Source organism: Streptosporangium sp. NPDC002544 (assembly GCF_040295965.1).
Classification (GTDB): domain Bacteria; phylum Actinomycetota; class Actinomycetes; order Streptosporangiales; family Streptosporangiaceae; genus Streptosporangium.
Window position 1 is genome coordinate 33,069 of record NZ_JBEOWJ010000021.1, and the last position, 23,699, is coordinate 56,767.

Sequence of the window (23,699 nt, forward strand, 5' to 3'; positions counted from 1 at the left end):
GCCCGGGGTAACCCCTCCGGCGGGTGACACCCGGGCCGCCACGCGCTCGTGCAGGAGCCCCATGTCGTAGTCGGCCGCATGGCGTGCCTGGCGGGAAACCGCCTGGATACGGGACGGGACGGGCCCGGCCGGGTGGCCGCGCTCCGGTTCTCAGCCGTGACTGAGGTCGATGACGCAGAAGACGTTGCCCTCGGGGTCGGCGAGGACCACGAAGTCGGGGTCGTCCGGGTAGAGGTCCCAGGCGACCCGTTCGGCCCCCAGCGACACCAGTCGCTCCACCTCTGACGCCTGCCCGGCGGCGTCGGGGGCGAACAGGTCGAGGTGCATCCGGGGATGCCGACGCGCCGGTGTCCGACTGACGTCGAGTGCCAGCGGGACGCCGTTCCCCTCCACCGGGTCGATCACGGTCCAGTCGTCCCCGGTCTCGCCCTCGCGGGGCGCGTAGTCCAGCGCCCGCGTCCAGAAGTCGACGGCACGTCGCATGTCGGTGACGCCCAGCACCACCTGTCCGATCCTCACCATGTGCCGATCCTGGCAGCAATTCCCGGCAGGGGGGAACCCGGAGGATCCCGGCCGCGGCCGTGCCCGGGGCACCTCTCCCGGTTCGCGGCCGTTGACGCGAACACGGCCACCGGGCACGGTCGCGGCCGTGCTCCCAGATGTGCTCCCCGGTGTTCGAGGGAGGGCGCAGACCTCTCGTCAACCAGGGTTGACGTAGGGTTGCTGTCAACCTATATTGACATTCGCGGGCGGTGCGCGGGCACCGAGACGGTTTCGACGCGTGGCCGTATACGGGCCATGGCTGTTCCGCCGGCCCCCGGCGGGCGGTGTGCCATCGCGCCCGCTCCCTCATCCGATCAAGGAGGTTTGTGATGTCCGTTGACGTCGTGATCGCCGGCGGCGGCCCGAACGGGCTGATGCTGGCCTGTGAGCTGAGCCTGGCAGGCGTCCGCCCGGTGCTGCTGGAGCGGTTGCCGCAGCCGGGCGAGGAGCCCAGGGCCAATGGCCTGGTCGGGCAGGTGGTCCAGGTTCTCGACAGCCGGGGCCTGTACCGGCGGTTCACCGGTACCTCACAGCCCCCGGTTCCCGTGCCGTTCTTCATGTTCGGCGGTATGCCCCTGGACCTGAGCACGCTGGACCCGGGCCCGCTGCACACCCTCCCGATCCCGCAACGCCGCCTGGAACAGCTGCTCCATGAGCGGGCGCTGGAGCTCGGGGTGGAGATCCGGCGCGGCCACGAACTGGTGGACCTGGCGCAGGACGGGGACGGTGTCACGGTCGCCGTCCACGCCCCCGACGGAGACTACGAGCTGCGCACCCGCTACCTGGTCGGCTGCGACGGAGCCCACAGCGTGGTACGGAAGCGGGCGGGTATCGGCTTCCCCGGTGTCACCGCCGAGGACGTCGTGTCGCGCAGCGCGCACGCCGTCCTGCCCGCCTCCGTGCTCGACCCCGCGACCGGCGAGCTGCTGCTGGCCGGGGCGCGCTGGAGGCCGTTCATGATCCACCGAACCGCACACGGCGTGTTCGCCCTCGCGTCGTTCGAGCCGGGCGTGCACCTCGTGACCACCATGGAGTGGGGGCGGCGGGAGCAGATCGACGAGCGGGTGCCGATGACCCTGGAGGAGTTGCGTGACAGCGTGCACCGGGTGCTCGGGGCCGACCTGCCGATGACCCCGCCCGCGAGTCGAGGACCCCATGTGCTCCGCCGCCTCACCGGCGGCAACACCCGGCTGGCCGACCGCTACCGCGCCGGTCGCGTGCTGGTGGCCGGGGACGCCGCGCACGTCCACTCGGCGGTCGGCGGCCCCGGGCTCAATCTCGGCCTGCAGGATGTCGTGAACCTCGGCTGGAAGCTCGCCGCCGAGGTTCACGGCTGGGCGCCGCCGGGACTGCTCGACACCTACCACGATGAACGGCACCCCGTGGGCCGGCGGGTCGTCATGCACACTCAGGCGCAGGCCGCCCTGCTCGCGCCCGGGGGAGAGGTCACCGCGCTGCGCGCGCTCTTCGCCGAGCTGCTCGAACACCAGGAGAACCGGCGGCACATCGCCGAGCTCATGGCGGGTTCGGACATCCGCTACGACATGGGGGGTGCCCGTGCGGCGTCGCACCCCCTCCTCGGCCGCCCGGCACCGGATCTCTCCCTCGCCACGGACGCGGGCACCGTGCGGCTCGCGGACCTGACGCACGGCGCCCGGCCGCTCCTCCTCGACCTCGGTGGGGGCGACGAGCTGGATGAGACGGCGGCGGGCTGGAAGGACCGGGTGGACGTCGTCACCGCCACTTCCAGGCGGCGGGTCCCCGCCGGGCTGCTGATCCGCCCGGACGGCTACGTCGCCTGGGCGGCCCCTGGCGAGGAAACGGGCGACCCCGTGAGCTTCGGCCTCCGGGAGGCGCTGGCCACCTGGTTCGGCGACCCCGCATAGGTCTTCTCGTTCCGCGCCGTCCAGGTGACCCTCGCCTGCCCTACCCTGTGCGCTCATGGCCTTCAACGGGACCCCGAGACCGTCGCCGCGCCGGCACCACGCGCGGACGGAGCTGGACGACTTCGCGATCGCCCTCGTGCTCGACAGCCCGGTGCACTCCGGCCCCGCGAAGCTGTCAACGGCCACCTAGGCATTCCCTTAATTCGCGAGGGAGGCGTTGGCCGGGGTCCCGGGTGGGTTCGGCCGCCGCGTACTTCGAGTACGGGGGGCCGGCATGGTGGGCCGGGTGCGGGGTGATCGAGGGGCCGCCGAATGTCCACGGTCGGCCCCCGGTAAATCCCCTCTCTCGCTGTTCGAGGCTCAGACATCGCAAATGTTAGCCCTATCATTTTTTTCCAACTTTTTTCGGCCACAGGCGTTAAGCGGAGTGACAAAGCACCAGTTCAAAGCGTTTCTGACAGCCCTGGAGATTGGGTCTTGACAGCGATTCTGTTATCGCAAACACTCAGGAAACCTCGGCGAAACAAAGCTCAGGGTTCCTCGTTTCGGGCGGCGAGTTCCCGCGATCGGAATTGTTAGCGTTAACACAAGTAGTTGCCGGACATTGGCAAGCGCCATGATCACCCCCCAGGAGCAGTGTCATGAGAAGACGATGGACAACGGCCCTCGCCATGATCTTCGCCTTCACCCTCGTCCTCGCCTCGGCCGGACCCGCACCCGCCGCGAGCCCGATCACGACGTCCATCTACACCGCCGACCCCGCCGCGCTGGTCGTCGGCGACACCATGTACCTGTACACCGGCCATGACGAAGCGGCCCCGGGCGGCACCAACTTCGTCATGCGTGACTGGCACGTGTTCTCCTCCACCGACGCCACGACCTGGACGGACCAGGGGGCGAGGCTCTCGCTGTCGAACTTCCCCTGGGCCGGTGCCGACGCGTGGGCGGGGGAGGTCGAGCCCCGCGGCGGCAAGTACTACTGGTACGTCCCGGTCAACGGCAACGGCGCGGGCTGGATGGACATCGGCGTCGCGGTCGGCGACAGCCCGCTCGGCCCGTTCACCGACGCCAAGGGCGGGCCGCTGATCAGCGACGGCACCCCGAACTCCTCGCCGCTCAACATCGACCCGACGGTCTTCACCGACGACGACGGCCAGGCGTACATCTACTGGGGCTCCTACTACGGCCTGCGCGCGGCCAAGCTCAAGCCCGACATGATCAATCTGGACGGCCCGGTGATCACCCCGGCGGGGGTGAGCAACTTCTGGGAGGCCCCCTGGATGTTCAAGCGGAACGGCACCTACTATCTCGCCTACGCCGCCAACGACTCCGGCTGCTCCCAGCCCGGCTACGCCTGCATCCGCTACGCCACGGCCGGCAACCCGATGGGCCCGTGGACCCACCGGGGCGTGGTGCTCGACCAGGTCAGCTCGACCACCAACCACCCGGCCATCATCGAGTTCAAGGGCCAGTGGTACATGGTCTACCACAACGCCGCGGCGCCGGGCGGGGGCAACTTCCGCCGTTCGGTCACCCTGGACAAGCTCTACTGGAACGCCGACGGCACCATGCAGAAGGTCGTGCAGACCTCCGGCGGAGGGGGAGGCGGCCAGCCGCCCTCCGGTACCAACCACGCCCTCACCGCCACCGCCTCCACCTCGTACGTCTCTCCGTGGGAGACCCTCGGAGCGATCAACGACGGCCACGTCCCGGCGAGCTCCGCCGACCGCAGCCACGGCGCGTACGGCAACTGGAACCACCAGGGCACCGAGTGGATCGAGTACCGCTGGCCCACCGCGAAGAGCGTCGGCAAGGTGGCGACCTACTGGTTCGACGACGACCAGGGCATCGACCTGCCCGCCTCCTGCAAGGTGCAGTACTGGAACGGCAGCGCCTACGTCGACGTACCCGGCCAGTCGGCCTGCGGCGTCGCGGCGAACACCTACAACGTCACCACGTTCACCCCGGTCTCGACCACCCGGCTGAGACTGAGCATCACCTCCAGGACCGGCTACTCGACCGGTGTCCTGGAATGGATGGCTCTCTAGGAGCACGCAGGCCCCCGCGTCAACCCCCCTCCGAGAGATGTGAAGCGATGCCCGTCCTCTCCCGCGCCCGGCGGTCGCTGACCGCCGCCGCCGTCACCCTGCTTCTCACCGCGACCTCGCTCACGCTCGGCACCTCCGCCTCGGCGGTGCAGAGCATCGGACTGCCCACCTTCGGCGGGCCCGCGATCCCGGCCCCGCCCGTCTCGTACACGCCCGGCAACATGATGCAGAGCATCTACGACGCCGAGAGTCCGGGCACCGACTTCTGGATGGACCGGCTGCTGTCGCGCTCCGGCAACGACCCCGCGGGCACCTGGCTGATGAGCCGGGGCCGCGCGGTCTTCATGAAGAACCACACCCCGTCCGTCATCGGCTTCGGCGGTCAGGTGGCCTACTGGGAGAGCATCTCCAATGAGAACGCCTACTCGGTGGCGATCTCGCCCGGCACGTTCACCGAGCAGCCCGCCCAGCGCCGGCAGGCGCCCAGCCACTGGAAGAGCGTGCACACCAGCGGTTCCCTGGTGGTGAACGTCACCAAGTTCATCACCCACAACAACGTCGCCGTCACCAACCTGTCGGTCACCAACAACGGTTCCGGGTCCCAGACGCTCACCCTGAAGGCGACCTCGCCGTACGCCAAGACCCCGGCGGGCGCCGAGCTCACCGGCATCGTGGACGCCAAGAACAAGCTCACCACGATCTTCCCCAGGCTCTCCGGGGACGGCTTCGCCGTCAGCGGCACCGACCTGACCCGCTCGGTCACCGTCGCCGCCGGGGCGACCGTGACGACCAAGGTGGCGATGGGCTTCGTGACCGACGAGCTCCCGGCCTCGCTCACCGAGTACCAGTCGTACCGCTCGGCCACCCCCGCCGCCGCGTTCGCGACGCACGTGCGGGCCTACAACCAGTGGTGGGCGCAGAACGTCCCCTACATCGACGTGCCCGAGCCCGCCATCAAGAAGAGCGTCTACTACCGCTGGTGGCTGATGCGCTTCAACCACCTGGACGCCGACATCCCCGGCCAGGACTACCAGTGGCCGACCTCGGTCGAGGGGGCACTGGGGTACAACAACGCCATCGCGCTGACCGTGCCGATGTTCGTCGACGAGCTCAAGTACCTGCGCAACCCGATGTACTCCTACGGGCCGTGGGTGTCGGCGGGGGAGGTGTCGAAGAACGGCCGCTACATGGACAACCCGGGTGATCCGGAGAACTGGTCCAACAGCTACACCCAGTACATCTCCGAGGCGGCCTGGCGCAGCTACCAGATCCACGGCGGCCAGCCCGGCATCGCGGCCAACCTCGCCCGCTACGCCGAGCAGGACGTCAAGGGCCAGCTCGCCTTCTACGACCAGGACCACAACAACCTCATCGAGTACGACTGGGGAGCGCTGACCGGCAACGACGCCGACGCCGTCTCCTTCCACTGGCGTGCCGGGCGCCTGGACCGCACCGAGTCGGCCTACGTCTACAGCAACGCCATGGCCTCGGCCTCCGCCTACGACGCGGTCGGCGACACCGCCAAGGCCAACGAGATGCGCACCATCGCCACCAACGTCAAGAACGCGGTCGTCAACGTGCTCTGGAATCCCACGGCGAAGGTTCTGCAGCACCGGCACGTGTCGACCAACGCGCTGGTGCCCTGGAAGGAGATCAACAACTTCTATCCGTACTCGGTGGGCCTGATGCCCAACACCGCGACCTACCGTGAGGCGCTGCGGCTGTTCGACGACGAGACCGAGTATCCGATCTTCCCGTTCTACACCGCCGACCAGAAGGACAAGGCCGCCGCGGCGGCCGCGGGCAACCCGGGTTCCAACAACTTCTCGCAGATCAACTCGACTGTGCAGTTCCGGCTGCTCTCCTCGGCACTGCGCAACTACCCGACCTCCTACATCACAGCCGACCACTACAAGAAGCTGCTGTACTGGAACGCCTGGGCGCAGTACGTCGGCGGCAACACCGCCTGGCCCGACTCCAACGAGTTCTGGGCCAACTGGAACCCCGGGACGAAGACCATCGACTACCGCTCCTGGATCCACCACACGATCCTGGGCAGCAGCAACTGGACGGTCGTCGAGGACGTGGCGGGGCTGCGCCCGCGCGACGACGGCAAGGTCGAACTGTCGCCGATCGACATCGGCTGGTCGCACTTCACGGTCAACAACCTGCGCTACCGCAACAGCGACCTGAGCATCGTCTGGGACGACCCCGCCGACGGTGTCGTCCGCTACGCCGGTGTCCCGCAGGGCTACTCGGTGTACGTCAACGGCACCCGTGCCCTCACCGTCGACCGCCTCACCCGGCTCGTCTACGACCCGGCCACCGGCGCGGTGACCTTCCCCGGCACCGCCGGCACCGTCGGCTACAACGTCGCGATGCCCGGCATGCAGGCGCCCACCCAGGTGGTGCAGACCGACGCCCGGGTGGTCGACATGTTCGCCAAGGCCGGGGTCAACCTCACCACCGGCGCCGCCCCGGCCAACCTCGCCCAGGGCCGGGCCGCCACGGCCTCCTACACCGCGTCCGGAACCACCACGGCCGCGGCGGTGGACGGCTACACCATCAACGACCCGATCTGGGGTGCCAAGGGCTCGGCCAACGCCCAGGACTGGTACGAGATCAACCTCGGCTCGTCGCAGACCTTCAACGACGTGCGGCTGCACTTCCGCAACGACCGGGCGGCGGGAGGCTACGCCGAACCCGCGATGTACCAGATCCAGTATCACGACGGCAGCACCTGGGTCACCGTCCCCAACCAGGCCAAGAGCCCGGCGGCGCCGGTGTCCAACTACAACCGGGTCCGCTTCCCCGCGATCGGCGCCCAGCGGGTCCGGGTGCTGATGACCCACCGGGCGGGCCTCAGGACGGGCCTCACCGAGGTCAAGATCTACAACTCCGCGGGCAGCCCGCCCGCCGCGACCAACCAGGCCCCGTACGTCCTCGCCAGAAAGGATCCCGCCTACAACCAGCCCGCACAGGTGCGGCTGCTCGGCACCGTCAAGGACGACGCGCTGCCGAACGGCACCCTGAGCACCGCCTGGTCGCTGGTCGGCGGCCCGGGGGCGGCCGTCTTCACCGCGCCGACCGCGGCCGTCACGCTGGCCTCGTTCACCGTCGCGGGCACCTACACGGTGCGGCTCACCGCGAGTGACGGCACCTCCTCGGCCACCTCGGATGTGACGGTCACCGTCACCCAGGGCTCCGGCGGCGGGGGCGGCGCGGCCAACGTGGCGGGCTCGGCCATCGCGTCGGCGTCCTACACCTCCCCCTGGGAGTCGGTGAACGCGATCAACGACGGGTTCACCCCGGCGAGTTCCAACGACTCCGCCAACCCGCGCTGGGGAACCTGGCCCGAGACCGGCACCCAGTGGGCCGAGCTGACCTGGAGCGGGCCGCAGCGGCTCAACTCCGCCGAACTGTACTTCTTCGACGACAACGGCGGGGTGCGCGTGCCCGCGTCCTGGAAGCTGCAGTACTGGAACGGGAGCGCCTACGCCGACGTGCCCGGCGCGGGCGCGTACAACAGGGCACTGAACGCCTTCAACAAGGTCGACTTCACTTCGGTGACCACGACCCGGCTGCGGGTGTCGCTGACCAGCGGTGCCGGATCCGTCGGCCTCCTGGAGTGGCGGGCCTACGCGGAGGTCCCGCAGTCGATCCGCCCGGTCCACCAGGCGACCCTGGCGGGGCAGGTCCCCACGCTGCCCGCCACGGTCACGAAGGTCTACGCCAACGGCTCCCGGCTGAACTCCCCGGTCAGCTGGGCACAGATCACCCCCGCCCAGGTGGCGAACGGCGGCTCGAGTCTCACCGTGGCGGGGATCGTCGAGGGGGTGACCGCGACCGCCTCGGCCACGGTGTGGGTGCGGACGACCGGCGCGGTCAGCATCACCTTCATCGAGCCGGAGGCCGTCTCCACCCCGGTGGAGGTGGCCCCGTCCCTGCCCCCGACGGTCACCGCCACCTTCAACGACGGTTCGAAGGACAACGTCACCACGACGGTGAACTGGGCGTCGATCCCCGCCTCCCGGTATGCCTCGGCCGGGACCTTCACCGTCACCGGCACCGTGCCGGGCACCTCGCTCACCGCCCAGGCGACCGTCACCGTGGGAGGCGCCGTGGGAGGCGCCGCCTCATCCGGCTAGGCACCGGTGTCCCACCTTCCTCCCGGGCTCAGGCCCGGGAGGAAGGCCCCGCAAGCACGCCCACCGTTCGAGACCTGACGCCTTACGGAGGTTCGCGCATGAGACGTTGGTGGATGGCGGCCGTTCCCGCCCTGATACTCGGCTTACTGATGTCTCCGGCCGACGCGGCGGCGGCCGCGCCCGGAGACGGCAACCTGGCGGTCAACGCGACCGCGACCGCCTCCTACACCTCTCCCTGGGAGAGCATCGCGGCGATCAAGGACGACATCGACCCCACGCAGTCCAACGACACGGTCAACCCCCGCTGGGGCACCTGGCCGCAGACCGGTGCGCAGTGGGCCGAGCTGACCTGGGCGCAGCCGCAGGCACTGCGCTCGGCACAGGTGTACTTCTTTGACGACAACGGCGGGGTGCGCGTGCCCGCGTCGTGGAGGCTGCAGTACTGGAACGGGAGCGCCTACGCCGACGTCACCGGCGCGAGTGGCTACCCGACGGCGGTCAACGCTTACAACAGGGTCACCTTCACCGGCGTCACCACGACCAGGCTGCGCGTGCTGCTGCAGAGCGGCGCGGGCTCGGTCGGCCTGCTGGAGGTGAAGGTCTATGCCACCGAGTCACCTGGCGAGGGAGGCGGCGGCACCGGCTGGAGCCCGCCGGCCAGCCTCGTCACCCCGCTCAACCAGGTCTGGCAGCACGTCGAGAGCACCTACAACCCCGGGCCCTCCGCCTTCCGCAACTACGGCTGGGACCAGGTCATGGCCAACGGCGGGAGCATCAACTACTGCGTGCGGTGGGACTCCTCGGCGCCGGTCTCGGCCACCCTGCGCGACCAGATCCACGCCTCGCTCGCCCGGCAGTTCAAGAAGTGGATGGACGTGATGGCCGGCCACAACGGCTGGCCGTACGCGAACGTCCCGGTCAAGGTGGTCGGCTGGGCCGTGCGCGACCGCGCCACCCTGCAGTGGAGCGACAGCTCCGTGGACGTGTACGTCAACGACATCCGTGAGAACGCCCCCCAGTGCGCCCAGCCCTGCGGCCGGTTCTTCAACCAGAACGGTCAGTATCCCAACTGCCCCGGCGGTCTCGCGCGCCACTACGACATGTCCCTGTGGCTCACCGCGGGTATGAGCGGCGGCGCGGGCGGCGACTGGGGCCAGCGCACCGGCAGCGAGTACTACGTGAACAACCTCAACGCCGACAACATACACATACTGCTCCATGAGCTGGGACACAGCTTCGGCCTCGACGACTTCTACGACTGGACGCCCACCGGCGTCGGAGGCTTCCTCATGAAGGCGGGAAGCGCCAGTCAGATCACCGAGTTCGACAAGTGGATGTTCCGCGACTGGTGGCGCCATCTCAAGAGTCGTTACGGCCTGTGAGAGCTCTTCGGCCGGTGCCCCTGCCGGGGCCCGGCCGTCCTCCTCGCTTAGGCCCTGTCCCTTGGATCTTTTGCCTACCGCGGTCGCCCAGGCGGCGCCTCGCCGCGTTGTCGTCGGTCACCGCAGCACGCTGCGGCTCCCTCCTCCGCCTTGCGAGACACCACCTGATCGATCCTCGCCACGGCAAGATCCGCGGGACAGGCCCTAGCCCCGCCCGATGATCCGGTCGCCGAGCCTGGCGACGAGCAGCGCGCGTACGTGCGCCGGAAGGGCGCAGCCGTGCGCGACGAGCGTGTCGAGCGAGGGCAGGTCGAGGAGCACGGCCCAGTCCTGGACGTCCTCGCAGTAGGAGACGTCGAGGTGACGGAGATCCTTCAGCGCCTGGAGCGGGGCCAGTGACCGCACGGGCGTGTTCCTGATCGACAGGTGCTCCAGCATGCGCAGACCCTCGATGCCGTCCAGGCCGGTCAGCGGTGTGTGCTCCAGGTCCAGCCGGGTCAGCGAGGTGAGGGCCGAGATGTCCTCGGGGATGCGGTGCAGGCGGCTGCCGGACAGGTCGAGCTCCGTCACCCCGGCAGGTGCGGCGAGGGCCGAGAGCAGGAGCGCCGGCGGCGGGAGCATCACCGGCCGGGGCTGGGCGAGCACCGGTGACCGCCCGGCGGCGGCCTCCTGCAGGACACGCCAGCGGTCCACCGGCTCGCCCAGCCCGCCGAGGCGGACGTAGCCCGAGGGCAGCCACGGCGCCAGCCGCTCGGCCACGATGTCGGCGCGGTCACCGACGCCGACCACACCGGCCCGCAGCAGGCCGTAGTGCTCGTACGCGTGCTCGGCGGGCACGAACAGGTCCGCCATGATGTCCCCGCCCGCGACGAGGGAGCCGTCGTTGCCGGAACAGAAGATCACTCCCGCGGCGACGGTGCCGAGCACCAGGTGGTCCGCCGCGCTGTGGATCGCGCGGGCCCGCAGGTCACCGGTCACCGCGAGATAGCTCTCCGAGACGTCGCCGTCGTCGAGAAGCCCTTCCACCACCAGCGAACCGATCACGATCAACGGCGCCTTCACATCCAGCCACCCGGGAACGTAGGTGTCGCCGAACCAGATGGTGGCCCGCTGCACGGTCCACCCGGACTCGGTCCGCTCCGCGCCGTGGGGGAAGACCGAAGGTGCCTCGCCGGGAAAGGCCAGCGACCACGCCTGGGCGAACAGCAGACCGTAGACGGGAGGCATGATGTGGTGCGGCCACTCCCCGGCCTGAGCCGGTCGCCGTAGCCAGGATCCGATCGGATGCAGCTCTTCGGCGATGTCACCGAAATAGTCCAGCGCCTCCGCGCCGGCCCCGGCTCGCTGCCGGAGCACCGTCAGCGCGTCACCAAGACGCTCCGACGCCCCGGCGAAATGCTCTTCCGTCAAATCCATGTCACATACGGTACTCACCGCAACGAATGCCGTGCGCCGTTCGAGTGACGCTCCCGGATGCCGGGCGTGTCGGAGAAACCACCGGGCGCGACCGCCCGGCGACGAAGGGCAATGTGGATCTTCGCTGAGACCTCGGGTACCGTGCCCGGGGCCCCGGAGAACTCCGGTGCGCCCCGCGAACACGAACCATTGTCACATCGGAAGGATGAACCGACATATGGAGGCCGGCATTCACCGGACCCTGCGGTCGCTCGTCAGTGGATCTTCGTCGGAGGCTCGGGTGGCGTGCCCGGGGCTCAGGAGCAGTCCGGCACACCGCGAACATGGACCGTCGTGATATCGGAAGGATGGACAGACATGGACGCCGGCAATCACCGGACCCTGCGGTTGCTCGTCACCGGAGGCGGAACCGGTGGCCACACCTACCCCGCACTGACCACAGTCGCGGCCCTGCGCGACCATGCCGGCGCGCGGGGGCTCAGCCTGGACGTGCTCTGGGTCGGTACGGCGACCGGCCTGGAGGCCCGCATCGCGGCGGAGCACGGCATCCCGTTCCGGGCCATCAAGGCCGGGAAGCTCAGGCGCTCGCCCAACCCGCGTGAGCTGGTCACCAACCTCGTGGACATGTTCCGGATCCCCGTCGGCGTGCTCCAGGCCTTCGGCATCGCCGCCCGCTACCGCCCCGACGTGGTGCTGTCGACCGGCGGGTACGTCTGTGTGCCGCTGGGCGTCGCCTCCCGGGTGCTGGGCCGCCCGCTGGTCATGCACGAGCAGATCACCTCGCTGGGTCTGGCCAACCGCATCCTGTCGCGTTTCGCCCGGCGGATCGCGCTGACCCACCCCTCCTCGATCGAGCACCTGCCCGCCGGGGTGCGCGACCGTGCCGTGGTCACCGGCAACCCGGTCCGTCCCCATCTGCTGCGCGGCAACGTCGACGCCGGACGGCGCCACTTCGGGCTCTCACCCGACCTGCCGGTGGTCTACGTGACCGGCGGCGCGCAGGGCAGCCGTCAGATCAACACCATGGTCGAGACGATCCTGCCCGAACTGCTCGCCAGGGCGCAGGTGCTCCACCAGTGCGGCCCCGACTGGATCGGCCAGCTCACCCGTACCGCCGCGGGGCTCCCCGAGCGGCTGCGCGATCGTTACCATCCCGTGCCGTACGTCGGTGCGGAGCTGGCCGACGTGTTCGCCGCGGCCGATGTCGTGGTCTCCCGCAGCGGCGCGGGCACCGTCGCCGAGCTGACCGCCGTGGGCAAGGCGTCCGTCCTCATCCCCCTGGTGCCCTCCGCCGCCGACGAGCAGCGTCAGAACGCCCGCTACCTCGCCGAGGCGGGTGCCGCCCGGGCGCTGCTGGAGAACGGTCCCACCGCCGAGGCGCTCCTGGCCGAGTTGGACGCGCTCCTGCGGGATCCGGGCGCCCGTGCCGCCATGGCCGGTGCCGCGGGCTCCCTCGGCCGTGTCGACGCCGCCGACGCGCTGGCCCTGGTGCTCCTGGAGGAGGCGAGGGTGGGCAAGACCGGCTGAACCGGTGCGCCCGTCCGCCGTCGGCCCAGGCGCTCCTCGTACAGCTTCCGCAGTCCCTCGACACGGCGCTCGGACCGGCACCGGGGCTCGCCCTGGACGGCCGCGAAGAGCAAACTCCAGGTGCGTCTGCCAGGCGGCGAGCGCCGTCGTGCGCAGGCCGGCCGGCCGCGCGGGAACCGTCCGCGCCAGCACGACCCTGGTGCCCTTGGCCGGGGTCGTGCGCCGGCTCCCGGCGCACCCGCCCCGCGGGCTCGCCGTCCTGGTGCCACTCGTACTCCAGGACGTCTGACGCTCTTCCACGATGTCCACCTCTCTCAGGTCCTGCCCGGCGCCCTTGTGTGCGGGTCGGAAGGGGTGGTTGTCGGGCTCTGATTGTTAGCGCTATCAGCTAGGGCGTCAAGAGTATCCGGTGTCACGATTCGGGAAGAAACTCCGGCTGGGAAGGGAAATCCAGCTCGCCGGGCAGAGTGGAGGAAAGGTGTCTTCCTCGGTATTGACAGGTCCTGTGTTATCGCAAACACTCTGGTAACCCCAGCGAAACATGGCGAGGAACCCATGACACCGAGCTCCGACGACGGCAGGGCGCGGACCAGACCGGCGGTGCTCGACGACGTCGCCGAGCTCGCCGGGGTCTCCGCCATGACCGTGTCGCGAGCGCTGAACGCGCCCGACAGGGTGCGCCCCGAGACCCGGGCGCGCGTCATGGCGGCGGTGAACAAGCTCGGCTACCGGCCCAACCCGGCCGCGCGCCAGCTCGTCACGGGCCGCTCGGGTGTGCTCGGCGTGGTCAGCTTCGACACCACCCTGTACGGGCCCGCCTCCACGCTCTACGCGATCGAGCAGGCGGCCAGGCAGAACGACTACGTGGTCAACATCGCCAGCCTCGGCGCGCTGAATCGCAGGTCGATCGGTGAGGGGGTCGAGCGGTTGCGCGCGCAGTCGGTCGACGGCATCGTCATCGTCGCTCCCCACGAGTCGGCCGCCGACGGCCTGCGCCACCTCTCACCCGGTCTCCCGGTGGTCGCGGTGGACGCCGGGGAGGACATCCCGGTCCCCGTCGTCATGGTCGACCAGCGTGGTGGCGCCGTACGGGCGACGCGACATCTGCTGAGCCTCGGCCATGAGACGGTCTGGCACCTGTCCGGCCCTCCCAACTGGATCGACGCCAGGGGACGGGTCGAGGGGTGGCGGTCCGTTCTGGAGGCCGAGGGGCGGCCGGTGCCCGAGGCGGCGGCCGGTGACTGGAGCGCCTACTCCGGCTACCGGCTCGGCAAGCGGCTGGCCGGTGATCCGTCGGTCACGGCGGTCTTCGTGGCCAACGACCAGATGACCCTGGGGGTGCTGCGGGCCCTGCGCGAGGCCGGCCGGCACGTCCCCGAGGACGTGAGCGTGGTGGGCTTCGACGACGTGCCCGAGGCCGCCTACTTCTGGCCGCCGCTGACGACGGTCAGGCAGAACTTCGGCGAGGTCGGCCGGCACGCTTTCCGGCTGCTGCTCGACCGGATCCAGGGCACCGAGCAAGAAGGCCCGCGCATCGTGGAACCCGAACTGGTGGTCAGGGAGAGCAGCGGTCCCGCCCCCCACTGAAAGAGAGAAACCATGTTCAAGAAAGTACCCGCGGCGCTGGCCGCCGGGCTTCTGACCCTCGTGCTCACCGCCTGCGGCGGAGGTGACACCGGGGCCGGTGTCGGATCCGACCAGATCACGCTCGGCTTCTCGCAGGTCGGCGCGGAGAGCGGCTGGCGGACCGCGAACACCAAGTCCGTCCAGGAGGCGGCCAAGGAGGCCGGCATCGACCTGAAGTTCTCCGACGCCCAGCAGAAGCAGGAGAACCAGATCAAGGCCATCCGCTCGTTCATCCAGCAGAAGGTCGACGCGATCGCCTTCTCGCCGGTGGTCGAGTCGGGCTGGGACACCGTGCTGAAGGAGGTCAAGGACGCCGGCATCCCGGTCATCCTGACCGACAGGGCCGTCGACTCCGCCGACACCTCGCTCTACCGGACCTTCATCGGCTCCGACTTCGTCATCGAAGGTCAGAAGTCCGGCGAGTGGCTGGTCAAGGAGTACGAGGGCGAGCCGGGCCCGGTCAACATCGTCGAGCTTCAGGGCACCACGGGCTCCGCGCCCGCCAACGACAGGAAGAAGGGCTTCGGGGACGCCATCGCGGCCGACCCCAAGTTCAAGATCATCGCCTCGCAGACCGGTGACTTCACCCGCGCCAAGGGCAAGGAGGTCATGGAGGCCTTCCTCAAGGCGCACAAGGACATCGACGTCCTGTTCGCGCACAACGACGACATGGGTCTGGGGGCGATCGAGGCGATCGAGGGCGCGGGGCTCAAGCCGGGCACCGACATTAAGATCATTACCATCGACGCGGTCAAGGACGGCATGCAGGCCCTGGCCGACGGGAAGATCAACTTCATCGCGGAATGCAGTCCGCTCCTCGGCCCGCAACTGATGGACCTGGTCAAGAAGGCGGTCAAGGGCGAGCAGATCCCGCAGCGGGTCCTCACCGAGGAGACCACCTTCACCCCCGAGCAGGCCAAGGCGGCCCTGCCCGATCGGAAGTACTAGCCGTGCCGGCGGCGAGGTCCCCCGGGGCCTCGCCGGTGGCCGGGGACCGCCGACACCGGGGATCCGGACGTCGGCGGTCCGATCGCCTGGGAGACGACAGCGCGCGACACCGTCGCATGCCTGGAGAGCCCGGTGGGTGGCCCGGTCCCCGCCGGGCGGCGGTGACGGCCCGGAGCGTGGCGGGAGTTAAATCGGAGGCGGGCGAAGGCCCGTCGCCGGTACGCTCCCTCGGCATCTCCACGCTGTCACCGACCAGGCCGCCCGCGGGGGGCCGGAAAAGAAGAGCCGTAGTTGACCAGGATCGCTGTGACCGGTGTAACGGGAAATCTAGGACGCCTCGTTGTCGAGGACCTGCTCGCCAAAGTCCCTCCCGGCGACCTCGTCGCCCTCGCCCGCACCCCGGAGAAGGCGGCCGACCTGCCGGGACGCGGTGTCGAGGTGCGTCGGGGAGACCACGACGACGCCGCCGGTCTGGACGCCGCTCTCCAGGGGATCGAGATCCTGCTCCTGGTGTCCGGCCCGGACATGACGCCCGGGGTCCGCGTGCGGCAGCACCGCACGGTCGTCGACCGCGCCGTCCGGGCGGGGGTGCGCCGGATCGTCTACACCAGTGCCGCCGGCGCGGAGAACGGCCAGGGCCCGGCCGCCGACCACACGGCCACGGAAAGGGCGCTTCGCGAGTCGGGGACGGCCTACACCGTGCTGCGCAACGCGCTCTACTCCGAGGCGTTCCTGGGGACCGCACTGGCCCAGGCGAGGCAGACCGGCGAGATCACCTCCTCCACCGGCGGCCGGCCGCTCAACACCGCGCGGCTCCGTGACCTGGCGCTGGCGGCGAGCGCCGCCCTGACCGGCGCCGGGCACGAGAACGCGACCTACGAGCTGTACGGCCCGCTCTGGACCTATCCGGAGCTTGCCGTGGTTCTCACCCGCGTCCTGGGCAGCCCCGTCGGCTACCGGGAGATCACCGACGCGGAGGCCGGCTGGCTGGGCAGCCTGTTCCCCGCGGTGCGCGCCGGTGCCCTGGCGGCGACCGGCCCCGACCTCGCGCGCCTGCTCGGCCGGCCGGCCGCCGGCCTGGAGGAGACGGCCGCCGCCCTCGCCGCGCGCATGGGCGGCTGAGCTCCGGCGGCCGGTCAGGTCAGATAGTCGCGCAGGGCCCGTGAGCGCGAGGGGTGGCGCAGCTTCGTCATGGTCTTGGACTCGATCTGCCGGATGCGCTCGCGGGTCACCCCGTAGGCGCGGCCGATCTCCTCCAGGGTCTTCGGCCGCCCGTCGCCAAGCCCGAACCGCATCGCCACCACCCCGGCCTCACGCTCCGACAGCGCCTCCAGGATCGTGTGCAGCTGTTCCTGGAGTAGCGCGGAGGCCACCGCGTCCTCGGGGGTGATCGCCTCGGAGTCCTCGATGAGGTCGCCGAACTCGCTGTCGCCCTCGGTGCCCAGCGGGCTGTGCAGGGAGATCGGCTCTCGGCCGTAGCCCTGGACCTCGACGACCCGCTCCGGGGTCATCTCCAGCTCCACGGCCAGTTCCTCGGGGGTGGGCTCGCGGCCCAGGTCCGTCGTCATCTGCCGGTGCACGCGCGCCAGTTTGTTGATCACTTCGACCATGTGCACGGGGATGCGGATGGTGCGGGCCTGGTCGGCGAGCGCCCGGGTGATCGCCTGCTTGATCCACCAGGTGGCGTACGTGGAGAACTTGAACCCCTTGGTGTAGTCGAACTTCTCCACGGCGCGGATCAAGCCCAGATTGCCCTCCTGGATCAGGTCCAGGAACAGCATGCCCCGGCCGGTGTGGCGCTTGGCCAGCGACACCACCAGGCGCAGGTTCGCCTCCAGCAGATGGTTCTTGGCCCGGTGGCCGTCCTCGGCGAGCCATTCGAGCTCCGCGCGCACGTCGGGCTGGAGTAGATCGCTGTCGTTGAGCCGCTCGGTGGCGAACAGGCCGGCCTCGATGCGTCTGGCGAGCTCGACCTCCTGCTCGGCGTTGAGCAGGGGGATCCTGCCGATCTGCTTGAGATAGTCCTTGACCGGGTCGGTGCTCGCTCCGACACTCGCCTCCAGGGCGGCGGGCATCTCGTCGTCGTCGGTCAGGACGAGTTCGTCTTCCTCAACGGTGCCTTCCACGGTGGCGGCTTCCATGGCGTTCACACCTTCCCTGGGTCTGGTCAGATACAACAACCCGTGCAGTTCAAGGTACGTCCCGCGAAGGTGTGCTGCGGCGCCTGGCTCGCCGTCGTGTCCTTCGCCAGGAGCGGAGAGCCTCCGCCGCCGGGGCTCTCATGGGGTGGGGTCGTCGGGTTCTGCCGCCGAGCGGGCGGCCGGGCCGCCCGCTCGGCGGGAAGGCGGCCCGGCCGCCCTTCGGTGACGCTGCGGGCGTCGCGATGGCGGTCGGGCGTGCGGGACCTCGGGGGATCAGGCCGGGAAGTCGCCCGGAGAGACGCCGCGGGTACGGGCGTTGCCTCCCCTGGTGGGGGTGAGGGTGAGGGTCCAGATGGTCGAGCTGGTGGAGGTCGTGACGAACCTCAGCCGGTCGTCGAAGCGCTGGTAGGAGGGGTTGCGGGTGAACCTGCCGCTGGAGGTGCTGAACCTGTAGCCGGAGGTGTAGAAGATGGTGTAGGTGCCGTCCCTGACCACCTTGACGGTGGCGGTGGACCGCGCGCGGACGTAGACGCTGAGCGCCTTGGACTTGCCGCGGACCAGGGTGATGACGGCGTCCGTCCGGTTGCCGTTCTTGACCTTCAGGGTGCCCTGCCCGCGGCTGTAGCGGGAGTAGAGGATCTTTCCGTTACTCGGCCGTGCCGCGGCCTCCGTGACGGAGACCGTGACGGTCTCCGCGGTCGAGGCGGCCGCAGGGGTGGCGGCGGTGTAGCCGATCAGCAGAGCGGATGTGAGGATCGCTCCCGCGAGGGGGCGTAGATTAACCATTGCGCAAATATGGCCAATCCTCGGTGGCAGGTCAAAGTCATTTGTGTCTACTGCGGCTTTTCAGCTGTTTTGCGAAGATATCGGAACCTTCGGCGAACAAGAGAGTGCTTGAGGTGCCCGTACCGCATGCCCTGGCGGTGATCGCGGGGAGGTGAAATCCTGGATCGTTCCAGACGGATGTCGTTTTTCGCGGGTTGCCAGGCGCCTCCTGCGCCGATCCCTTACTCGGGGCGGCCGATGGGAGAGAGGACGGCCAGGTCACCGGGCCGTGACGCGCACCCCGCGGCCGGTCACCTGGGCGTGTACCAGAGAGTGACCTTCTCCAGCTCCGCGGCGGGGCCACGTCCACGATCCCTGGACCGCTGTTCCTCCCCAGGCCCTCGTAGATCGTCAGCAGGATCCTCGTCCTGTTCCCGCCCCGGTGGGGGAGGGTCTTCAGTGACGTGTCGATGGTCCTGACCTGGTTGTCCTGGCCTCCCGCCGGATCCACGACCCGGACCAGATCGAATTCCCCGGCCAGGAACTTGTCGTCCGGGTTGGCGGCGGCGCGTGCCCCGCCCGGGGCGACCGCAGCGGTCGGGAACGTCCCCACCGCGCGGCGGGCCACGCTCGCCGACGACCGGGGCGAGGCTGGGGCCGTCGACGTTCTTGATATTGATCGCGGCGTTGGTGTCGGCGTGGCCGACCCACCCGCAATCAGGGTTGCGGCACGCGAACTTTGTTCCGTCGCGATTAGTGGCCTCGCGGTGGCCGCACCGGTGGCACGTCTGCGAGGTGCCCGCGGCGGGAACCTTGACGACCTGTCCGCCCCGGCAGGCGGGGCCGTAGGGGCCCGCCCTAGGGTGCCTGCCGCTCCCGTGCTTTCCCGGTGGCGCGCCAGGGGGCGAGAACCGCGTCGAGTTCGCGGCGGAGCCAGGTCTCCAGCGGCGCCTCGCGATGGATCGCCCAGGTGACCAGCGCGCCGTTGTAGGTCGACTGCACGGAGCGGGCCAGCTGTGCGAGGTCGGTGGGCAGGAGCTCGCCGGCCTCCGTGGCCCTGACGAGCAGGTCGTGGATCTCCTCACGCATGGCGCGGGCGTGTGCCCGCGCCTGGGCGTGGAACTCGGGGTCGCTGAGATCCTGGTGGAGGACGGCGAGGTGGTTGGAGAAGGCCACGGGGTCGGAGACCGGCCCGGCCAGGTCCGCCAGGTTGTCCAGCAGCGTCTCAAGGATCCCGTTCCGGGGGCCCGCCGCGCGCAGCCGCCGGCGGACGTCCTCGGTGTCGCCCTGGTGAAGGCCCAGCAGCAGCGCGCGCTTGGAACCGAAGCGCTGCACCAGGGTGGCGGGCGAGAGCCCCGCCTCCTTGGCGACGGCCGCCAGGGTGAGCCTGGCGGGACCGACCCGGCTGACGACCCCCGCGACCGCGGCGAAGATCGCCTCGTCGCTGACGGTTCGCGGGCGTGGCATGGGTCGATGCTAGCAACGGGGGTGGCCGGCGATCACCTCCGCCCGGAGCCGGACGCCGTTCCAGGCTCCGGGCGGAGCCGGGAGCGGCGCCTGGCCTACGGCTTGCGGCCGACGGCGCCGTACTGGGCGATCCGGGTGGGCTCGCCGCCGACGCCGGCCAGCTCGGGACGCCAGAGCGAGCACGAGACCAGGCCGGGTTCGAGCAGTTCCAGGCCGTCGAGGAAGGCGGCGATCTCCTGGCCGTTGCGGGCGACGATCGGGGGCTTGGCGTGCTCGTTCCAGAAACGCATCGCCTCGACGTTGCCCTCGCCGCCGAGTTCCAGGGTCGGGTGGGTGAGCACCAGATGGCTGCCGGAGGGCACGGCGTCCATGAGCCGGCGCACCACCGACCGGGCCTCCGCGGTGTCGAGGACGAAGTTCAGGATGCCCAGGAGCATGACCGCCACCGGACGGCCGAAATCCAGTGTCTTCGCCGCGGCCCGCAGTATCGTCTCGGGGTCGCGGGCGTCGGCGTCGACGTAGTCGGTGGCGCCCTCCGGCGTGCCGGACAGCAGCGCGCGGGCGTGCACGAGTACGAGGGGGTCGTTGTCGACGTACACGACGCGCGCCCGCGGGTTCACCCGCTGCGCCACCTGGTGGGTGTTGTCCACGGTGGGCAGCCCGGTGCCGATGTCGAGGAACTGCCGGATCCCCACCTCGCCGGTCAGGTGGCGGACCACCCGTCCCAGGAACGCCCGGTCGGCGCGGGCCACATGGACGATGTTCGGGAACATCGCGAAAACACGGTCACCGACCTCCCGGTCGGCGGAATAGTGGTCCTTGCCGCCCAGCCAGTAGTTCCAGACCCTGGCGTTGTGGGCGACATGCGGGTTGAGCTCGTTGGATCCGAAAGGGGGTCGCTCGCCGTCCACGCGTTCTCCTTGGGGTCGGATCGGGGCCGGGCCGGTTTCCGGGAGCCGTAAGGACCCGGCGGGCGCTCCGGCCGGCTGCCCCGCCGGATCGCCGAGGCTGCCACGATCTTGCCATTACGTGTGGAGATGGTACGAATTTCTCGCGGAGAGTCCTCGTCCCACTGCGAAAAGCAACCTCGGCGTGAAAGTCTTGAAGAGTCACGGATCAAGCGACTGCGATTCAGAGGAGCAGATTTGCGCATTGTTCGGGCGGTAAATGCGCAGACCGATGGTCACAGCCCGGATCACCGGCAGGCCGGGCCCACCGTGGTGCGCATGCTGGTGGGCGCGCAGCTGCGGCGGCTGCGCGAGGCCGGTCACATCACACGTGAGGAGGCCGGGGAGGCGATCCGCGGGTCGCACTCCAAGATCAGTCGCCTGGAGCTGGGGCGGACCGGTTTCAAGCAGCGCGACGTGGCCGATCTCCTCACCCTCTACGGGGTCGTCGACGACGACGAACGCGCCCCGCTGCTCGCCCTGGCCGCGGAGGCCAACAGGCCCGGCTGGTGGCAGGCCTACGGTGACGTGGTTCCCGCCTGGTCCGACGCCTATCTCGGGCTGGAGCAGGCCGCGTCCCTCATCCGCGCCTATGACGTCCAGTCCGTCCCGGAGTTGTTGCAGACCGAGGACTACGCCCGTGCTCTCATCCGGTCCGCCTGCGCCGATGCCTCCACCTCCGAGATCGAGCGCCGCGTCGCCCTGCGCATGGAACGCCGGCGACTCCTGTGGCGTCCAGAGCCCCCCACGCTCTGGGCGGTCGTCGACGAGGCGGCGCTGCGCCGCCCCGTCGGAGGCCCCGAGGTGCTGCGCGCCCAGCTCAGGCACCTCATGGAGATCGTCGAGCTCGGCCATGTCACGTTCCAGGTCATGCCTTTCAGCGTCGGAGCCGCCGCCGCGGTGACCGGCCCCGCCACCATCCTGCGCTTCCCCGAGGGGCAACTGCCCGATGTGGTCTACCTCGAACAGCTCACCGGAGCCCTCTACCTGGACAAGGCCGCCGACGTCGAGCGTTACTGGCACATCTTGAACCGCCTGGGCATCGAGGCCGAGCAGCCGGCCGGGACGGCGGCCATCCTGCACCGCGTCCTCAGGGAGGTCTGAGCTCCTTTGGCCGGAACCGGTCAGGGGGAGGAGATCGTCAGGACGGCGGCGCCCTCGACCCGGTCGGCGGCCAGGTCGGCCAGGGCCCGGTCGGCCTCGGCCAGGGGGTAGGGCACCGTGGTCACCTGGGGCGGGTGGGCCATGGCGAGTTCCAGGTAGGCCCGGCCGTCGGCCCGGGTGTTGGCGGTGACGCTGCGCAGGGTGCGCTCCTGGAACAGGTGGCGCTGGTAGGTCAGAGGCGGGATGTCGCTGAGATGGATGCCCGCCACCGCGAGGGTGCCGCCCCGGTCCAGCGCGGCCAGCGCGACCGGTACCAGCTCGCCCACCGGGGCGAACAGGATCGCCGAGTCCAGCGGCTCGGGCGGGGCGTCCGCGGCGTCGCCCGCCGAGGCCGCGCCCAGCGTCATGGCCAGTTCCCTGGCTCTGGCCGAGCGGGTCAGCACATGCACCGTCGCGCCCTGGGCGATGGCGATCTGCGCGGTCAGATGCGCCGAGGCGCCGAAGCCGTAGATGCCCAGGCGCCCGCCGGGAGGAAGGTCACTGCGGAGCAGCGCGCGGTAGCCGATGATCCCGGCGCACAGCAGCGGTGCCAGCTTCTCCGCCGGCGCCTCCGGCGGCAGCGGGTAGGCGAAGTCCTCGGGAACGGTCAGGTATTCGGCGTAGCCGCCGTCGGCGTCCCAGCCGGTGTAGGTCGAGCGGGGACAGAGGTTCTCCGAGCCCCGCAGGCAGTAGCGGCAGTGACCGCAGGTCGAGCGGAGCCAGGCCGCGCCCACCCGGGTGCCCGGCGACAGCCGCCCGGCGCCGGGACCGGCGGCCACCACCCGGCCCACGGCCTCGTGGCCGGGTGTGGTCCTCGGACGGCGTGGCCGCAGGTCGCCCTCGGCGAGATGCAGGTCGGTCCGGCAGACCGCGCAGACCTCGACGCGGACCAGCACCTCACCGGGCCCGGGGGAGGGGACCGGGACGCGGACCCGACGCAGGGGACGCGAGAGGATCGGCCCCGGGTGGGCGACGACCCAGGCGTCCATCTCCGCGGGGATCACACGCCGCGCCGGATGCGCCGGCCGCTGACCTCGGCGGCGGTGATCTTCACGTACGGCTCCCGCTCGCCTCCCGCCCACGGCCGGACGCCCAGCGCCGCCAGGGTGGCCCGGTCCTCCTCGGAGGAGACGTGCTGGATCCCGCCGCGCACCAGCACGCTCCAGCCCTCGTGGCAGGCGTCGTCGATCCGGTCGACCTCGAAGGCGACCTTGCACTCGACCCCCTGGACCCCGGTGCGCAGGGGGGCGTCGAGCGGGCCGCCGAAGGCGGTGCGGAAGATCACCGAGTCGCCGAGCAGGGCGTAGTCGACCGGAAGGATCACCGGACCGTCGGCCCCCTCGAAGGCGATCCTGCCCACCCCTCCGGGGGTGATGAGCCGCAGGCACTCGTCCCGGTTGAGCTTCTCCAGCACGGGGTGACCCGTTGCCCGGCCGTGGCCGGGCGGCAGGTCGGTGTACTTGCCGAGCAGCTCCTCGGGCCTGGTGTCCAGGGCGGTGGCCACGCGGTTCACGGTGCCGGTGTTCGGTGAGGCCACGGACTCCTCCAGGTAGGCGAGATAACCGGGATCGATTCCGGCCCGCCTCGCCAGCTCCTCCCGGCTGAGGCCGAGATCCTCGCGTCGTCTGGCGATCCGGCGGCCAAGGTCGCCCGGCGCCGATCTGCGTCCGGTCATGGGTTTCTCCCACTGCGAAGATCGATGTCGCCGCGAG

19 protein-coding genes and 1 pseudogene are annotated in these 23,699 nt (G+C 70.3%); 11 read left to right on the plus strand and 9 right to left on the minus strand.

The genetic code is table 11. From position 1 onward, the window contains the following. Positions 1 to 150: 150 nt before the first annotated feature. On the minus strand, positions 151 to 522 hold the full coding sequence (locus ABT061_RS28770) for a VOC family protein (RefSeq protein ID WP_350923753.1): 372 nt from the start codon (positions 520 to 522) through the stop codon (positions 151 to 153). A 350-nt stretch (positions 523 to 872) separates the two neighbouring features. Between ABT061_RS28770 and ABT061_RS28775 the strand changes: the two genes are divergently transcribed. The 5 genes from ABT061_RS28775 to ABT061_RS28795 all read left to right on the plus strand — a co-directional run bounded on the left by ABT061_RS28775 (position 873) and on the right by ABT061_RS28795 (position 10,007). Next, the gene (locus ABT061_RS28775; protein WP_350923755.1) at positions 873 to 2,429 is read left to right on the plus strand and encodes an FAD-dependent monooxygenase; all 1,557 of its coding nucleotides are present in this window, start codon (positions 873 to 875) and stop codon (positions 2,427 to 2,429) included. Between the two features lie 55 nt (positions 2,430 to 2,484). Further along, entirely contained in the window at positions 2,485 to 2,619 is a 135-nt protein-coding gene (locus tag ABT061_RS28780) for a hypothetical protein (RefSeq protein ID WP_350923757.1), read from the plus strand. A 451-nt stretch (positions 2,620 to 3,070) separates the two neighbouring features. Beyond that, on the plus strand, positions 3,071 to 4,477 hold the full coding sequence (locus ABT061_RS28785; protein ID WP_350923760.1) for a glycoside hydrolase family 43 protein: 1,407 nt from the start codon (positions 3,071 to 3,073) through the stop codon (positions 4,475 to 4,477). A 47-nt stretch (positions 4,478 to 4,524) separates the two neighbouring features. Beyond that, on the plus strand, positions 4,525 to 8,625 hold the full coding sequence (locus ABT061_RS28790; RefSeq protein ID WP_350923762.1) for an Ig-like domain-containing protein: 4,101 nt from the start codon (positions 4,525 to 4,527) through the stop codon (positions 8,623 to 8,625). A gap of 98 nt (positions 8,626 to 8,723) precedes the next feature. After that, a complete protein-coding gene (locus tag ABT061_RS28795) occupies positions 8,724 to 10,007 on the plus strand; it encodes a hypothetical protein (protein WP_350923764.1) in 1,284 nt (427 codons plus the stop codon). 204 nt (positions 10,008 to 10,211) lie between these two features. On the opposite strand, the gene ABT061_RS28800 is transcribed toward ABT061_RS28795, so the two are convergent. Further along, on the minus strand, positions 10,212 to 11,423 hold the full coding sequence (locus tag ABT061_RS28800; protein ID WP_350923766.1) for a leucine-rich repeat domain-containing protein: 1,212 nt from the start codon (positions 11,421 to 11,423) through the stop codon (positions 10,212 to 10,214). 357 nt (positions 11,424 to 11,780) lie between these two features. Here ABT061_RS28800 and ABT061_RS28805 point away from each other — a divergent pair, with 357 nt between their 5' ends. The 5 genes from ABT061_RS28805 to ABT061_RS28825 all read left to right on the plus strand — a co-directional run bounded on the left by ABT061_RS28805 (position 11,781) and on the right by ABT061_RS28825 (position 16,646). Next, positions 11,781 to 12,950, plus strand: a complete 1,170-nt coding sequence (locus ABT061_RS28805) for a UDP-N-acetylglucosamine--N-acetylmuramyl-(pentapeptide) pyrophosphoryl-undecaprenol N-acetylglucosamine transferase (RefSeq protein WP_350923768.1) — start codon at positions 11,781 to 11,783, stop codon at positions 12,948 to 12,950. A 148-nt stretch (positions 12,951 to 13,098) separates the two neighbouring features. Further along, complete coding sequence (locus tag ABT061_RS28810; protein WP_350923770.1) at positions 13,099 to 13,239, plus strand: hypothetical protein; 141 nt, start codon at positions 13,099 to 13,101, stop codon at positions 13,237 to 13,239. 266 nt (positions 13,240 to 13,505) lie between these two features. Beyond that, positions 13,506 to 14,537 (plus strand): LacI family DNA-binding transcriptional regulator, encoded by a 1,032-nt coding sequence (locus ABT061_RS28815; RefSeq protein ID WP_350923772.1) that lies wholly within the window; start codon positions 13,506 to 13,508, stop codon positions 14,535 to 14,537. A 12-nt stretch (positions 14,538 to 14,549) separates the two neighbouring features. Continuing rightward, positions 14,550 to 15,524, plus strand: coding sequence for an ABC transporter substrate-binding protein (locus tag ABT061_RS28820; RefSeq protein WP_350923774.1), 975 nt, complete (start codon positions 14,550 to 14,552; stop codon positions 15,522 to 15,524). Positions 15,525 to 15,815: 291 nt separating this feature from the next. Continuing rightward, positions 15,816 to 16,646, plus strand: coding sequence for an NAD(P)H-binding protein (locus tag ABT061_RS28825; RefSeq protein WP_350923776.1), 831 nt, complete (start codon positions 15,816 to 15,818; stop codon positions 16,644 to 16,646). 14 nt (positions 16,647 to 16,660) lie between these two features. Here the strand turns inward: ABT061_RS28825 and ABT061_RS28830 are convergent. From ABT061_RS28830 to ABT061_RS28850, 5 genes and pseudogenes are all read right to left on the minus strand, one after another. Further along, positions 16,661 to 17,635 (minus strand): annotated as a pseudogene (locus tag ABT061_RS28830) (RNA polymerase sigma factor); the annotation flags it as partial. Positions 17,636 to 17,938: 303 nt separating this feature from the next. Next, on the minus strand, positions 17,939 to 18,451 hold the full coding sequence (locus ABT061_RS28835) for a hypothetical protein (protein WP_350923779.1): 513 nt from the start codon (positions 18,449 to 18,451) through the stop codon (positions 17,939 to 17,941). Between the two features lie 290 nt (positions 18,452 to 18,741). Beyond that, on the minus strand, positions 18,742 to 19,389 hold the full coding sequence (locus tag ABT061_RS28840) for a zinc ribbon domain-containing protein (RefSeq protein ID WP_350923970.1): 648 nt from the start codon (positions 19,387 to 19,389) through the stop codon (positions 18,742 to 18,744). Beyond that, positions 19,289 to 19,897 carry a TetR/AcrR family transcriptional regulator gene (locus tag ABT061_RS28845; RefSeq protein ID WP_350923781.1) on the minus strand — a complete coding sequence of 203 codons (609 nt, stop codon included), beginning with the start codon at positions 19,895 to 19,897 and terminating at the stop codon, positions 19,289 to 19,291. The genes ABT061_RS28840 and ABT061_RS28845 overlap by 101 nt, the downstream gene beginning before the upstream one ends. A 95-nt stretch (positions 19,898 to 19,992) precedes the next feature. Then, positions 19,993 to 20,808, minus strand: a complete 816-nt coding sequence (locus ABT061_RS28850; protein ID WP_350923783.1) for an SAM-dependent methyltransferase — start codon at positions 20,806 to 20,808, stop codon at positions 19,993 to 19,995. Between the two features lie 309 nt (positions 20,809 to 21,117). On the opposite strand from ABT061_RS28850, the gene ABT061_RS28855 reads away from it, so the two are divergent. After that, positions 21,118 to 21,948, plus strand: coding sequence for a Sco1979 family transcriptional regulator (locus ABT061_RS28855; RefSeq protein ID WP_502991494.1), 831 nt, complete (start codon positions 21,118 to 21,120; stop codon positions 21,946 to 21,948). Positions 21,949 to 21,968: 20 nt separating this feature from the next. Here the strand turns inward: ABT061_RS28855 and ABT061_RS28860 are convergent, their stop codons facing one another. Continuing rightward, positions 21,969 to 22,976: a zinc-dependent alcohol dehydrogenase family protein gene (locus tag ABT061_RS28860; protein WP_350923786.1), complete on the minus strand. Its 1,008-nt coding sequence runs from the start codon at positions 22,974 to 22,976 to the stop codon at positions 21,969 to 21,971. 11 nt (positions 22,977 to 22,987) lie between these two features. Then, complete coding sequence (locus ABT061_RS28865; RefSeq protein ID WP_350923789.1) at positions 22,988 to 23,662, minus strand: pyridoxamine 5'-phosphate oxidase family protein; 675 nt, start codon at positions 23,660 to 23,662, stop codon at positions 22,988 to 22,990. Positions 23,663 to 23,699 lie beyond the last annotated feature (37 nt).